Source organism: Enterobacter cloacae complex sp. HYC003_NIDB, from assembly GCF_056673375.1.
Window position 1 is genome coordinate 690,139 of the sequence record NZ_CP114220.1, and the last position, 14,629, is coordinate 704,767.

A 14,629-nucleotide genomic window follows, 5' to 3' on the forward strand; every position below is an offset into this window, starting at 1 on the left:
GCAAATTGTGAATCTTTCTGGAGTCAGGAATGAAAGTAACACTGCCAGAGTTTGAACGTGCTGGAGTTATGGTTGTCGGTGATGTGATGCTGGATCGCTACTGGTATGGGCCGACCAGCCGTATCTCTCCGGAAGCGCCGGTGCCGGTAGTTAAGGTCGACACCATTGAAGAGCGTCCAGGCGGCGCGGCAAACGTGGCGATGAACATAGCCTCGCTGGGCGCGCATTCGCGTCTGGTGGGCCTGACCGGCATTGACGATGCGGCGCGTGCCCTGAGTCAGTCGCTGGCGGACGTGAACGTGAAGTGCGACTTCGTTTCTGTTCCGACCCACCCAACCATCACCAAGCTTCGCGTCCTGTCGCGTAATCAGCAGCTGATCCGCCTCGATTTCGAAGAAGGATTCGAAGGCGTTGATCCTGAGCCGCTACACGAGCGTATTAGCCAGGCGCTGGGTAATATCGGCGCGCTGGTGCTGTCTGATTATGCCAAAGGCGCGCTGGCGAGCGTGCAGACCATGATCCAGCTGGCGCGTAAAGCCAGCGTACCGGTGCTGATCGATCCGAAAGGCACCGATTTCGAGCGCTATCGCGGCGCAACCCTGCTGACGCCAAACCTCTCTGAGTTCGAAGCGGTGGCGGGCAAGTGCAAAACTGAAGAAGAGCTGGTTGAGCGCGGCATGAAAATCATCGCTGATTTCGAGCTGTCTGCGCTGCTGGTGACCCGTTCCGAGCAGGGCATGACGCTGCTGCAACCGGGCAAGGCGCCGCTGCATATGCCAACCCAGGCGCAGGAAGTGTACGACGTGACCGGTGCCGGTGATACGGTGATTGGCGTGCTGGCGGCGACGCTGGCGGCGGGTAACTCCCTGGAAGAAGCGTGCTACTTCGCGAACGCCGCGGCGGGCGTGGTCGTTGGTAAACTCGGGACCTCCACCGTTTCGCCAATCGAGCTGGAAAACGCGGTGCGTGGGCGCGCGGATACCGGCTTTGGCGTCATGACCGAAGAGGAGCTGAAAGTGGCCGTTGCTGCCGCGCGCAAACGCGGTGAAAAAGTAGTGATGACTAACGGCGTGTTCGACATCCTGCATGCGGGTCATGTCTCGTATCTGGCGAATGCGCGTAAGCTGGGCGATCGCCTGATTGTGGCGGTCAACAGCGATGCCTCAACCAAACGTCTGAAGGGTGAAACGCGTCCGGTGAACCCGCTGGAGCAGCGCATGATCGTGCTCGGCGCGCTGGAAGCGGTGGACTGGGTGGTCTCATTTGAAGAAGACACCCCGCAGCGCCTGATTGCCGAAATTCTGCCTGACCTGCTGGTGAAGGGCGGTGATTACAAACCAGAGCAAATCGCAGGTAGCGAAGAGGTCTGGGCAAATGGCGGTGAAGTGATGGTGCTCAACTTTGAGGACGGGTGTTCAACCACCAACATCATTAAGAAGATCCAGAAAGACAGTCAGTAAAAAACGGGCCAGTTGGCCCGTTCGTTTTTCACCCTCTCCCTGTGGGAGAGGGCTGGGGTGAGGGCATCAGGCCGCACTTATGCCTGGTCATCCACCGGTGGAATAGCTGGCGCTGGCTTCACTTCTTCCGGCGCATTGCGGCTCTCCAGCTCGCTCAGACGCTGTTCCAGCAGCGCCAGCTTCTCGCGGGTGCGCAGCAGCACCTGAGTCTGCACATCAAACTCTTCGCGGCTGACTAAATCAAGGCGAACCAACTGTGCCTGCAACGTCTGGCGGATTTTCTTCTCAACGTCATCACCAAACTCACGAATACCTTTCGGCATGGACTCATGAACCTGACGCGCGATCTGCTCAATTTTCTTTGGGTCAATCATTGTCGTTTCCCTTGATGAAAAGGTGTTAGTGCCTATTGTAGCGCGTCATGCCGTGGGTTAAACAAAATTGTTTGAAGCTTATGCATTGCCCAGGGTAATCAATAGCGTTATAGTTATCTCGCTTATTCTCAGGGCGGGGCGAAATTCCCCACCGGCGGTAAATCAGCTTAACGCTGAAAGCCCGCGAGCGCTTTGGGTGAATTCTCAAAGGTCAGCAGATCCGGTGTAATTCCGGGGCCGACGGTTAGAGTCCGGATGGGAGAGAGTAACGATCCAGTCGGGCATGGCCCGCTCACGTTATTTTTTTGCCGCTAGTACGGCGCTCCTAAGACTGCCCTGATTCTGGTAACCATAAAGTTAATGAGGTTTTTTTACCATGAATCAGACGCTACTTTCCTCTTTTGGCACTTCAACTCAACGTGTTGAACATGCACTGGATGCACTGCGCGAAGGCCGCGGTGTGATGGTGCTTGACGATGAAAACCGTGAAAACGAAGGCGACATGATTTTTGCCGCCGAGAACATGACCGTTGAGCAGATGGCGCTGACCATCCGTCACGGTAGCGGCATCGTATGCCTGTGCATCACCGAAGACCGTCGCAAGCAGCTTGATCTGCCGATGATGGTTGAAAACAACACCAGCGCCTTTGGTACCGGCTTCACCGTGACCATTGAAGCAGCGCATGGCGTAACCACCGGTGTGTCGGCGGCTGACCGCCTGACTACCGTGCGTGCAGCGATTGCTGATGGTGCGAAACCATCCGATCTGCACCGCCCCGGTCACGTCTTCCCGCTGCGCGCGCAGCCGGGCGGCGTGCTGACCCGTGGTGGTCATACCGAAGCGACCATCGATCTGGTGACGCTGGCTGGCTTCAAACCCGCAGGCGTGCTGTGCGAACTGACCAACGATGATGGCACCATGGCGCGCGCGCCGGAGTGCATCACCTTTGCGCGACTGCACAATATGCCAGTGGTGACGATTGAAGATCTGGTTGAGTACCGCCGGGCGCACGAGCGCAAAGCCAGCTAAACATGCTGATGTGAAAAAGCCGGGGAAACCCGGCTTTTTTGTTTCTAGTGGTAGTTAATTTTGAACAATACTACGGTTTCGAACGGCCCGGACTGAATCGCTTTCCCTTCTTCCCGTGAAAGTTCAGCCGTGTAGTTTTGCTCAACATTCATAGTATCGCCTGTAAAATCGGCGTACTCCTTATACTGGTTGAAGGTGTAAGGCTCCGTTCCGTTAAGAATACGCAGCTTTAACCCATTCCCTATCAGTACCGCGGTGTCGTCTGCGCTAAGCGTTTCGGTTGTGTAAAACGACGAGTCCATCTTAAATCCGTCCGAGCATTGGGCATCCTGTACTTTGGTGGTTCGTATTGAAAACGTGCGCATACGCGTCTGCTGATTCACAATGTCGCGCGCGCTGAAGGCGCCGAAGTCGATCTCCTGATTTTCAGGGAAAATGCTAAACGTCGCTCCACAATCAAGCACCGTAATGTTTTGCAGTCCGTTGATGTGATACTTGAGGTTCTTCGCGTCGGCCATCTGATTAACGCCACCCTTACCGTCAAACTGCACAACGATGTAATCGCTGAGCGAACTGACATAACCATGTGGCGGCATAGTCTTAATTCTCACGAAAAGTCGTAATCGGGTGACGAACGTGCGTGAAATATGGATATCATCCGGATTGCCGGAGCAGATGCGATCCTCCCAACCCATCTGGCGGATTTGATCCGAGGTGTAAATGGTGATGTTATTGTTGTCCAGGCACTGGCGGGTATCCACGCCGTTGGGCTGGCCTGTAGCATCGTAATCTATGCCTTCATAGGTTACGCCCAGTTCATAATAGGGATCGGTTGCGGCAGGATAAGGGTTCACCCATGCAAAGACATCTTCCGGCTCAAAACTGCTCGTGACGTTGTTGTCACACGTCACCGGAATTCTAATGTCGTCAGACTCCCATATTTTTTGGCCAACCTGAGCGTTGCTGGGGATCGCAAAAGGGGTGATCGTTTTTGTCTCCTCGACGGGGCCGCCAGATCCACCCAGATAGCAGTTAAGCGCCAGCGCGTCTTTCAAAGGCAGCGCTGAAAGCAGCAGGATAACCAGCAAACTAGCGAGCTTTTGCATCTTTGTCGATTTTCCGTTCGGTAAGTTTACATTGCGCCATTCCGGTGCACTGCACGTCGACTTTTTTTAGGGCGCCGTAATCGTCGATATAGCCGATGCTGTAATAACTACCGTGGTAATTACCGGTAGAGGCGGTTGCCGTGGCGAAAGGCGCAATCATCAGACTGTCAAAACCCGGCAGCATGGTTTTGGCATTTTTGCTCAGCCACGCCAGCGTGATGTAATACGGCGTAGGGTTGTGGACCGTGAGCCCTTTCGCGTTGGCGGTAATTTCCATTCGCATTTCAGCCAGTTCGCCGGATTTTTTGCTAATCGCTTCCGGACGCCAGAACAGCTTAATTCGGCTTTGCATGGCAACCTGCATCACGCTGCGCTCCTCGCTGGCGCTGATGCTTTTTGGCGGTACTTCACGCAGGTTGAAATAAAACAGCGATTCCCTGTCTTTTGGCAACTGGCGGGTGGCGGCTTGTTTAACAATTCTTACCTGCGACGAGGTGCCCGCTTCGATACGTTGAATGGGGGGAAGAGCCATAAAGTGCGTATCTTCTTTTTGCCCCTTTTCGTCTTCAATCCAGGAGAGCGCCAGATAAGGTAAAGCCTTGCTCTGGTTGTCCACTTTCAGGCTGCTGGCCTTGTCGCTTTCTGGAAAAACAATGCGCGTGCGGTCCAGATTAATGGCCGCATGGGTGGTAAATGCTGTGCTGATTAGCATCAGGCACAGGCTTTTAATCGGCGTTAATTTCATGATGATTTCTTACTGACACGGCAGTATCAACTGCATACTGTTTTCTAAGTGAGAAGGTAACAAGAAGCGACACTGTTGGTTGTCGCCCCATGTCACGCGAAACTGCTGTTCTGGCTCAACGGCGCCGAGCCAGACGTGGCCTTCATCGGCCACCATCCCAACCTGCAAATCGTTTGCTTCCAGGCGAACAATCGCCCCGAGCGGTGGCGTTCCTGATGACATCCGCAGAACACCTGCCACGTCCCGACCTGCACGCGTGGCAATCTGACGAAAACCAATGGCCCCCTCAGTCCAGGTTGAGGTCACGACGCGGTTGTCCACGTCCACGCCATCCGGAAGGTTGTTCATATTGATCTGCACGCTGGAGGGGGAATAGCTGGAGAATGACGGTAAAACGCCGATGCCAAAACGGTTGGTCTCATCTCGCGACATGTTCAGCGGGATATTGCCTACCCCGTCGGTGCTGACCATTACGCGGGGGTTCATTACCGTAGCTGCGCCGGTGCAGCGCGGCGCCTTTCACCGTTGTGGTGAAGGAACCGCTCCAGCTTGCGCTGAGGGAGTTATATTCGTCAGCTTTATAGCTGCCGGAGAGATTAAGATCGCCGTACGCAGAATAATGCTGATAATTCCCGCTGAACTGCGCCCCGGAGTCTGGCTTCCCGCTCTCCGCGCCCGCGGAAACGCCCCAGGTGTTATTGCGATCCGACGTGTCGTACCACGACACGTTATGGCTCAGCGTGTCGCGGTTACGCAGGTCATAGTTAAGTCTATGATCGGGATCGAGCGGTACGCTGAGCGAGAGATAGAACTGAGTATCGTCACTTTCGTCTTTCTCATCGTAATGCGTTTTACTCCAGGACAGGGTTACGCCAAGGTTCTTCCAGCGGCCCATATCAAAGTTGTAGCCCGCCGTGATACTGCCGGTCGTGGAGGGTGAATCATTCCACCATGTCTGACGCAGCATATTGACGTACAGGTTCAGGGATAACGCCGAAATGTACTGGCTTGCCGTCACGCTCAGGGTTTGTTTTTCCGACTGGCGGTCACCGTCGTCATAATCAAGGTAGCGGGCGTAGCTCAAAAACTGTGGATCTGAGTAGCGGTAGCTGGCGAGCGTAAGCTGACTGCCGGTGGTATCGAAACGCTTGCTGTAGTTAATGCGATAGCTGTAACCCGTCTGGCTGCGCTGGTGTGGCAGCTGGCTGGTGGCCTGCGTGACGTCAAAAGAGAGCGCCCCCAGCCAGGCCATATTCTGGCCGATCCCGGCAGCGAGGGAACGATAGCGGTCGCCATCGGCCAGCGTACCGCCATACAGGGAGGTGTGCGACAGCATGCCCCAGGAAAATTCGCCGCTCATGAAGGCGTTATCTTCAACGTCATGGGAGGCACCCTGGCGCGCTTTACCCGCCGCGAGCTTGTAGCGCACCTGACCCTTGCGCGTTAAAAATGGTACGGATTCGGCCGAGACCTGGAAGGTGCTGACGCGTCCATCCTCTTCCGTGACTTTGACGTCCAGCGTGCCCTGAACCGACTGGTTAAGATCCTGAATAACAAAAGGACCTGGCGGCACTTTACTCTGGTAAATCACGCGATCGGCAAGGCTTACGGTTACCGTGGCGTTGGTTTGCGCTATCCCGGTAATCTGCGGGGCATAGCCGCGCAGCGACCATGGCAGCATACGTTCATCGCTGATTAGCGATGCGCCGGTGTAGGTAAAGGCGTCAAAAATTGCGGACTGGAAATCCGTTTCACCCAACGTCAGTTTCGCACCGATCGAGGGCAGAGGTCGGAACATATACACGCGTGAAAAACGTCCATTATGCTCCGAGCCTGCGTCAGTATGACTTTGCGTGTACTGGTAATCGCTGCGTAGCCGCCACGCGCCCATGTTCGCACCGGCGGTGCCATAGGTATTGGCGTTGTCATTGTTGCTGCCGCTATTGGGCTGATAATGGCTGGCAAAAAGATTGTAATCCAGCAGTACGCCCGGCACGCCGTTGTCCCAGGTGGATGGCGGCATCCAGTCAACCGCACGGTATTGCAGCCACGCCTGGGGGATGGTCACTTTCAGGGTCTGGCTGCCTTGCTCAAAAGTAAATTTGATGTCGGGTCTGGCGGCGAAATCAACGCATCCCTCTTTCTCCGGCAAAGCGTGACGAATGTCATCCTGCAACGCAAAGGTATCGGTCAGCTCGGGGGGAATACAGACCTGAACGGCGTTATTTATTTCTCGCCAGCGAAGCTGCCAGCCATTTGCCAGCGGAATATCATTGACGGCAACCGTAACGAAATAGCTTCCCGGCGTAACCGATATTTGATCTTTAAACAGTGATAAATCGACGCTGCCGCGCTGATCTTTATCGATGGCGTTTATATTAAACTCGGTGGCAGAGGCAACTTTCGTCATTAACAGGGACGCAATGATGATTATCCATTGTAATTTGTATGTCATCATCCTGTTACTCGAGTAAATAGAGAGTGCCGACCGGTATGAATTACCAGTCGGCTGGTGCCGTGACGTAACAGAATTATTTGTACATCAGGACGTAGTTAGCCGTGGCTTCAACCTGGCCTGCCGTCGCAGTTTTACCTGTAGGGACTTCCATAACCGCTTTGAAATGCAGCGTCTGGGTGGTTGAACCCGCCAGCAACTCAACCTCGTTGGCCTCTCCCAGCGTGATAGCAGACTCCGCGTTATCCAGCAGACGCACCCCCACGTTCTGCGCACCGCTTGCATAGGTGTTGCTCATCAGGCTGGTATCCGCCGCGTCTGTCGCTGCGCTGGTAAAGGTCACATCCACTTTGGTAATTGGCGTGTCGGTCTCGTCTGCCGGATCGTCAAGCTGGCAGTTTTCCAGATTGATATCGACCGGAACCGGGGTAGATTTTTTGTTGGCGTTGATAACAGCCGTGGTCACTTCACCCAGATCGACTTCTTTATCAACGCTATCTGGTGCGATACTGCACGGTGCGTCAATAACAATACCTTTGAATGTGATTTTTCCTGAGCCTTGATCATCTGCAAAAGCAGCACCCGATACAATGACTGCCATAGCCGTCGCTAACAGTAGTTTTTTACCCATATACATGAAAATATCCTTTTTCAGAGTGATTCATAATGTGAATATTAATTTCAGAATACTCGCGAAGTATACGAATTGGGGTGGGGAGACGCGATTAACATGACTTAAATATATTTTTAGATGGTTTTAATTAATATTTGCAGGTTATTTTAAGAGGCGTGGTTTTTCAGGGTTTTAACAGGTTTATATTTGCGGGTTATTATAGGTGAAATATATAGGATTGTTTTTTTGAATAATATAAAGCCTCCGTATAAAACGGAGGCATAAATTCTTAGCCAATACCGGCCGTTTGCAGCAGTACCAGACTCATCCCCATCACTGACATTCCACACAGTACGCCGTAGCTGGGGTTATTGTTGGGATCGATCTCTTTCGCCAGCGGCATCAGCTCATCGACAGAGAGCGCGACCATAATCCCGGCCACGGCAGCCATAATCGCAGCCATCACAATCGGGGAGACGAGGCTACCGAGGATCAGCCACGCCAGCACGCCGCCGAGAATTTCAGCCATCCCGGAGATACCCGCCCAAAAGACAGCCGTACGTTTTGAACCCGTGGCGGCATAAACGGGCCCGGCAACGGCAAGTCCTTCAGGAATATTGTGCAAAGCCACGGCCAGCGCCACACCAAAACCCATTTCCAGGTTGCTGCTGGCCGTGACATAGGTGGCGATACCTTCCGGAAAGTTATGCAGGCTGATACCCAGCGTCAGCAGAATGGCCGTGCGTTTGATATTGCCCGGGATGGGGGTAACGCTTTTTTGCATTAAATCCTGCGGGTGCGCGTGAGGAAGAATACGGTCGAGCGCAAAATAACCCAGCAGTCCAATGATAAACATGCCATAGCCCAGAACAGGCGACATACCTTCGGTGTGAAGCGCGGCGGGCAGCATCTCCATCAGCGAGATAAGCAGCATGATCCCGGCGGCGAAACCCAGCGAGAAGGCCAGAAGGCGATTAGAGGGTTTTTGCCCGAGTACCCCGAGGAACGCACCGATAAAGGTTGCGGCGCCCGCGAGTAAGGTCAAAATCAACGGTACTGACATGCATTCTCCTTAAGCGATATCTGACATTCAAATTTCCTGATGATGATCTTCACGGTTATCTGCGTTCATCTTCACCTGAATGCGCGTAATGTAGGCCCATCACATTGACACCTTCTCTAAGGATATCACCATGTCTTCTTCTCGTATGCCAGCACTGTTTTTAGGCCATGGCAGCCCAATGAACGTCCTGGATGATAACGTCTATACCCGTGCCTGGCGTCAGCTGGGTGAGACGTTACCGCGTCCGAAGGCAATTGTGGTGGTCTCTGCGCACTGGTTTACCCGGGGTACCGGTGTGACGGCTATGGAAGCGCCAAAAACGATTCATGATTTTGGCGGCTTTCCGCAGGCGCTGTATGACACGCATTATCCTGCTCCGGGCTCCCCCGAGCTGGCGCAGCGGCTCGTTGATCTGCTCGCCCCTGTTCCGGTTGCGCTGGACAAAGAAGCCTGGGGCTTTGACCACGGCTCATGGGGGGTTTTGATCAAAATGTATCCGGATGCCGATATCCCGATGGTGCAACTGAGTATCGACAGCACCAAACCGGCTGCCTGGCACATGGAGATGGGGCGTAAGCTGGCTTCGCTTCGTGATGAGGGCATCATGCTGATTGCCAGTGGCAACGTGGTACACAATCTGCGTACGGTACGCTGGCACGGTGAAAATACGCCGTACCCCTGGGCAACAGCCTTTAATGACTATGTAAAAGACAACCTGACCTGGCAAGGGCCGGCCGAACGACACCCTTTGGTGAACTATCTGGATCATGACGGCGGTTCGCTCTCTAACCCGACGCCGGAACACTTCTTGCCATTGCTGTATGTATTAGGCGCGTGGGATGGTCAGGAGGTTATTACAATCCCGGTCGACGGTATTGAGATGGGGAGCTTGAGTATGCTGTCGGTGCAGGTGGGGTAAAAACATATCGGGTGGCGGCTTTGCCTTACCCGACCTACATATTGAGCGTAGGCCCGGTAAGCGTAGCGCCACCGGGCAAGTCTTACTCGACGAAAATATGCGGGTAGAAACGCGACAGATCCTGCGTAATCAGCGCGCGATCTTCGCGAATGCCAATCCCGGCAGGCTGATCGTTAATAAGCCAGCTGCCGATCAACGTATAGCTGTCGCCAAACTTCGGCAGTTGATAAAACGCCTGGACGATCATCCCTTCTTCACCGTACGGCCCTTCAACCGCTTCCAGCGTTTTACCGTTTTCGATAATCGAGACGTTTGCCCCTTCACGGGAGAAAATAGGCTTAACGACGTATTTCTCCATCGGTGGGAAATCATCTTCAGCAAAGTAAGCAGGCAGCAGGTTCGGGTGATTCGGGAACATCTCCCACAGCATCGGCAGCAGGGCTTTATTGGAGATAATGCTCTTCCAGGCCGGTTCCAGCCAGCGCACGCCGGCGTCTTCCAGTTTGGTAGAGAACATTTCCCGCAGCATGTATTCCCACGGATAGAGCTTGAACAGGTTGCTGATGACCTGATCCTGCATGTCCGTAAACTGACCTTTTTCACCTAAACCGATATCTTCGATATAGAGGAATTCCGTCGCCACTTCCGCTTCGGCTGCGCAGTCCTGCAAATACTGAACCGTACCGCGATCTTCTTCGGTATCGCGGCAGCAGGCGAGGTGCAACAGGTTGAAACCGTGCTGTTCACGCAGTTCGACGAAACGCTCAATCAGCTTTTCCTGAAGGCTGTTGAACTGGTCGCTGCCTTCGGGCAAGTTTCCGGCATTCGCCTGATCTTCCAGCCAGATCCACTGGAAGAACGCGGCTTCGTACAGAGAGGTTGGTGTATCCGCGTTGTTTTCTAAAAGCTTCGGTTCACCCACGCCATCCCATGCCAGATCGAGGCGAGAGTAGAGCGAAGGCTGGTTCGTTTTCCAGGACTGACGAACAAAACTCCAGGTGTGCTTCGGAATGCGGAATTTGGTCATCAGCTCATCGCTGTCGATGACTTTTTCTACTACCTTCAGGCACATCTGGTGCAGCTCTGCGGTTACCTCTTCAAGCTTTTCGACCTGAGCGAGCGTGAGCTTATAGTAAGCATCTTCACACCAGTACGGCTCGCCGTACATGGTGTGAAAGTTGAAACCGTATTCGGTGGCTTTTTCGCGCCAGTCCGGGCGCTCAACAATACTGACTCGTTCCATGATCACCCGCCCATTGAGCGAGTTGAGGAGCCGGTCGCACTACGCTGCATGGTGGTTTGTTTGGCAACAGACTCACCAAAGCCGCCACGGGTAATGGTGCTGGTGGTGGCTGGTTTCGGCGCCATTGCGGTTTTCGGTACGGTCATCGTACGGCCTGGCGTTGCAGCACCGTAACCCTTGCCGGTGGCATCGGTGTATTTACCGTAGGCCGGGCTGTTCGGGTTTTTGGAGCTAAACAGCGGCTGCTGCTGGTAGCCCGCACCGCCGCTCATCAAACGGCCCATCATATAACCCGCCATCAGCGGCATCCAGAAGCTGCCGCCGGACTGTGCCTGCGCCTGGTTTTCCGGTGCCATACCCGCCTGAGCAGGTGCCTGCTGGCACTGGCCTTCACCGAATTCGGCTACACAGTCTTCGCGAGAGGCATATTTCGGCGCGGTACGTTCCGCTTCTTTGAGGGCGTTGTTATAGGCCGTCGTACACTCAGCGGCTTTACCGGTTGCGCTCGCGCAGTCGTCGGCGTTTTGATACAGCGAAACCGTTTCGTCGTTTTGCTCACAGCCTGCCAGCATAAAGACGGCGGTGACCGCCAGCGCGACAGGTGTCAGGTGGCGTGCGTTCCAGCTTTTGCGGAACGACGCGTGATTCATCGTTTTTGTCCGTTTCATATTTGTCTTCCAGGACCCAGTGGTAATAACGCTCAGGATAGAGGATGAGTGGTTGAAAATGAAGCGAAGAGGGGCGAAATGCGGGGGATCTTTACGTTGGCTTACGTTCAGGTGTGATTTTGCGCCGGGTGGCGCTGTGCTTACCCGGCCTACGGTTAAGTAGGCCCGATAAGCTCAGCGCCATCGGGCAAGGCTTAATGACGGAACGGATTCGTACCGCTGCTGGCAGGTGCGGTGCTACGCGCTGCCGCTGGCTGCGCAAGCGGGGCGCTGCTGTTAGGGGTGAAATTATCAACGGCGGCATCCTGCTGTGGATTTTCCGGCGCGACGCTGTCAGGCGACGTAGGGACCGGTTTGCCCAGCGTGCTGTTCAGCATTTGCAGATCCTGCTCGTTCAGCGTACCCAGCGCCTGCTTGATGTTCAGCTGGTTAATCAGATACTGATAACGTGCGCTGGAGAGCTGCTGTTTCGCGTTATACAGCGTGGTCGTTGCGTCTAACACGTCCACGATGGTACGCGTACCTACGGAGTAACCCGCTTCGTTCGCATCCAGTGAGCTCTGGGCAGAGACGACGGCCTGTTTATAGGCGTTGATGCTGCTGATAGAGGCATTTACGTTGTTGTAGGAAGAACGCACGGTCTGCACCACGTTGCGGTGTGCGCTTTCCAGCTGCTCACTGGCGCCCACAAAGTTGTACTGCGCCTGTTTAACCTGAGAGTTAACCATCCCGCCCTGGTACAGCGGCAGAGAGAAGCTGAGACCCACTTTGTTCTGGCCAACGTTGCTGTCGTCATAGGCCTGAGAGGTCGTTTTAGACCCGCTGTAGCTGGTGTCCGATACGCCGGTAGAGGCGCTCAGGCTCAGAGTTGGCAGGTGACCATCCTGTGCAAGACGGATCTGCTCGCGCGCCAGATCCTGGCTCAGGCGTGCCTGCAACAAGGTCAGGTTGCGGTTTTCCGCTTCTTTCAGCAGGGCGTTAACCGCCTGCGGTTTGTCCGTTTTGAAACTGTCCACGTTCAGAGAGGCCAGCTCAGGATAGTAGTTACCGGTGACCTGACGCAGTGCTTCCAGGGCGTTGTCGAGGTTGTTACGTGCGGTCACTTCGTTAGCCAGTACGGTATCGTACTGTGAACGGGCGTTCTGCACGTCAGTAATGGCGACCAGGCCCACGTTAAAACGCTGGGTGGTTTGATCTAACTGACGGTAAACCGCCTGTTTCTGCGCTTCGGTGTAGGAGAGGGCGTCAATCGCGCTCAGAACCTGGAAATAGGCGGTCGCGGTATTCAGGATCAGCGTCTGCTGATCGGTCTGATAGGTGACATCCTGAATGCCGGCGCTCTTTTCCTGCAAGCTCAGTTCACGCCATTTGGACATGTCGAACAGGGTTTGTGTAAGCTGTAAAGAGGCGCTGGTGGCATTCGAATCGATGCCATTGTTATCGCGAAAACCGTTAGTGTAGGTATAATCTGCACCTAAGCCTAACTGCGGCAGCAGTGGACTACGTGCTTCGTTAATCTTTTCAAACGCAGCATCACGATCGGCCGCTGATTTACGTAAATCAGGGTTGCCCAGACGTGCCTGCTGGTAGACCTGTAACAGGTTTTCTGCCTGGCTCATTGCACTGAAGCCCGTCAGGCTCAGGCCGATAAGGATGGGGAGCAATTTCTTCATTTGCATTCCTTGTTGTGAAGCAGTATTAGCGCTGATCTAATTAAAAATAATTGCCGATTCTAACAGAATCATCCACACCAAAAGGTTGGCGTAACGTGCCATCTGGCGGTAATTTGCTCCAATCTACCATATAGCCATACAAACGGCAGCCAAACAGCCTTGAAATTCACAATTTCATCACCATTGCTACCAGGACTCGACCGATGCAAAAACCAGAAAACGTGCCTGTCACCTTCGCCAAAAACGATGTAGAAATTATTGCACGAGAAACGCTTTATAGCGGTTTTTTTTCAATGGAACTTTACCGTTTCAGGCATCGTCTGTTTAACGGTGAGATGAGCGGTGAAATCAAACGCGAAATTTTTGAGCGCGGGCATGCGGCTGTGTTGCTACCCTATGACCCAGTGCGTGATGAAGTGGTGCTGGTCGAACAGGTGCGTATTGCGGCTTATGATACCAGCGATACGCCGTGGTTGCTGGAGATGGTGGCCGGGATGATCGAAGAAGGTGAGTCGGTCGAAGACGTCGCTCGCCGTGAGGCGCTGGAAGAGGCGGGCCTGGCGATCGGCCGGACGAAACCGGTGTTGAGCTACCTGGCAAGCCCGGGTGGGACAACGGAACGTTCATCTATTATGGTGGGCGAAGTGGACGCCAAGACAGCGGAAGGGATCCACGGTCTGGCAGATGAAAACGAAGATATTCGGGTTCATGTGGTGAGTCGGGAGCAGGCTTACCAGTGGGTAGAAGAGGGGAAAATCGACAACGCAGCGTCTGTCATCGCCCTGCAATGGCTACAGCTGCATTATCAGACATTACGACACGAGTGGAAAAAATGAAGCGTTATACACCTGACTTCCCAGAAATGATGCGCCTGTGCGAAACCAATTTCGCCCAGCTGCGCCGCCTGCTGCCGCGAAACGACGCGCCCGGCGAAACGGTGAGCTATCAGGTGAGCAACGCGCAGTATCGGTTAACGATAACAGAATCAACGCGCTACACTACGCTGGTGGAGATTGAGCAAACGGCGCCGAGCATCAGCTACTGGAGCCTGCCGTCGATGACGGTACGTCTTTATCATGACGCGATGGTCGCTGAAGTGTGTTCAAGCCAGCAGATCTTTCGCTTTAAAGCGCGGTATGATTACCCGAATAAAAAGTTGCATCAACGCGACGAAAAGCATCAAATTAACCAGTTTTTAGCCGACTGGCTAAGATATTGTTTAGCACATGGAGCAATGGCGATTCCGGTTTGTTAGCGTCATAAACCTACCTAAGGACACC

The 14,629-nt window shown here is 54.1% G+C and carries 13 protein-coding genes, 1 pseudogene and 1 riboswitch; of the genes and pseudogenes, 5 read left to right on the forward strand and 9 right to left on the reverse strand.

What is annotated here, in order from left to right; all coding sequences use genetic code 11:
- Positions 1-29: 29 nt before the first annotated feature.
- Entirely contained in the window at positions 30-1,460 is a 1,431-nt protein-coding gene (gene hldE, locus O1722_RS03290; RefSeq protein ID WP_033487695.1) for a bifunctional D-glycero-beta-D-manno-heptose-7-phosphate kinase/D-glycero-beta-D-manno-heptose 1-phosphate adenylyltransferase HldE, read from the forward strand.
- Positions 1,461-1,537: 77 nt separating this feature from the next.
- Here the strand turns inward: hldE and ubiK are convergent, their stop codons facing one another.
- The gene (gene ubiK, locus O1722_RS03295; protein ID WP_000566823.1) at positions 1,538-1,834 is read right to left on the reverse strand and encodes a ubiquinone biosynthesis accessory factor UbiK; all 297 of its coding nucleotides are present in this window, start codon (positions 1,832-1,834) and stop codon (positions 1,538-1,540) included.
- Between the two features lie 120 nt (positions 1,835-1,954).
- Positions 1,955-2,105, forward strand: a riboswitch (FMN riboswitch).
- 105 nt (positions 2,106-2,210) lie between these two features.
- Between ubiK and ribB the strand changes: the two genes are divergently transcribed.
- Entirely contained in the window at positions 2,211-2,864 is a 654-nt protein-coding gene (gene ribB, locus O1722_RS03300; RefSeq protein ID WP_015571897.1) for a 3,4-dihydroxy-2-butanone-4-phosphate synthase, read from the forward strand.
- A 44-nt stretch (positions 2,865-2,908) separates the two neighbouring features.
- Here the strand turns inward: ribB and O1722_RS03305 are convergent, their stop codons facing one another.
- From O1722_RS03305 to zupT, 5 genes and pseudogenes are all read right to left on the reverse strand, one after another.
- Positions 2,909-3,970, reverse strand: a complete 1,062-nt coding sequence (locus O1722_RS03305; RefSeq protein WP_033487696.1) for a fimbrial protein — start codon at positions 3,968-3,970, stop codon at positions 2,909-2,911.
- On the reverse strand, positions 3,954-4,715 hold the full coding sequence (locus tag O1722_RS03310) for a fimbrial biogenesis chaperone (protein WP_032672012.1): 762 nt from the start codon (positions 4,713-4,715) through the stop codon (positions 3,954-3,956). The genes O1722_RS03305 and O1722_RS03310 overlap by 17 nt, the downstream gene beginning before the upstream one ends.
- A gap of 9 nt (positions 4,716-4,724) precedes the next feature.
- A pseudogene (locus O1722_RS03315) lies at positions 4,725-7,173 on the reverse strand (fimbria/pilus outer membrane usher protein).
- Between the two features lie 73 nt (positions 7,174-7,246).
- Positions 7,247-7,807 carry a fimbrial protein gene (locus O1722_RS03320; RefSeq protein ID WP_015571893.1) on the reverse strand — a complete coding sequence of 187 codons (561 nt, stop codon included), beginning with the start codon at positions 7,805-7,807 and terminating at the stop codon, positions 7,247-7,249.
- 265 nt (positions 7,808-8,072) lie between these two features.
- On the reverse strand, positions 8,073-8,846 hold the full coding sequence (gene zupT / locus O1722_RS03325; RefSeq protein WP_015571892.1) for a zinc transporter ZupT: 774 nt from the start codon (positions 8,844-8,846) through the stop codon (positions 8,073-8,075).
- A gap of 130 nt (positions 8,847-8,976) precedes the next feature.
- On the opposite strand from zupT, the gene ygiD reads away from it, so the two are divergent.
- The gene (gene ygiD / locus O1722_RS03330) at positions 8,977-9,765 is read left to right on the forward strand and encodes a 4,5-DOPA-extradiol-dioxygenase (protein WP_033487697.1); all 789 of its coding nucleotides are present in this window, start codon (positions 8,977-8,979) and stop codon (positions 9,763-9,765) included.
- 82 nt (positions 9,766-9,847) lie between these two features.
- On the opposite strand, the gene O1722_RS03335 is transcribed toward ygiD, so the two are convergent.
- The 3 genes from O1722_RS03335 to tolC form a co-directional block, all read right to left on the reverse strand.
- Entirely contained in the window at positions 9,848-11,008 is a 1,161-nt protein-coding gene (locus tag O1722_RS03335; protein WP_017384039.1) for a glutathionylspermidine synthase family protein, read from the reverse strand.
- A 2-nt stretch (positions 11,009-11,010) separates the two neighbouring features.
- Complete coding sequence (locus O1722_RS03340) at positions 11,011-11,676, reverse strand: DUF1190 family protein (protein ID WP_017384040.1); 666 nt, start codon at positions 11,674-11,676, stop codon at positions 11,011-11,013.
- Positions 11,677-11,870: 194 nt separating this feature from the next.
- A complete protein-coding gene (gene tolC / locus O1722_RS03345) occupies positions 11,871-13,349 on the reverse strand; it encodes an outer membrane channel protein TolC (protein ID WP_017384041.1) in 1,479 nt (492 codons plus the stop codon).
- 203 nt (positions 13,350-13,552) lie between these two features.
- Between tolC and nudF the strand changes: the two genes are divergently transcribed.
- Together nudF and O1722_RS03355 are read left to right on the forward strand one after the other, a co-directional pair.
- Positions 13,553-14,185: an ADP-ribose diphosphatase gene (nudF, locus tag O1722_RS03350; protein ID WP_017384042.1), complete on the forward strand. Its 633-nt coding sequence runs from the start codon at positions 13,553-13,555 to the stop codon at positions 14,183-14,185.
- Complete coding sequence (locus O1722_RS03355) at positions 14,182-14,604, forward strand: DUF1249 family protein (RefSeq protein WP_003862516.1); 423 nt, start codon at positions 14,182-14,184, stop codon at positions 14,602-14,604. Before nudF ends, O1722_RS03355 begins: the two co-directional genes overlap by 4 nt.
- Positions 14,605-14,629: the final 25 nt, after the last annotated feature.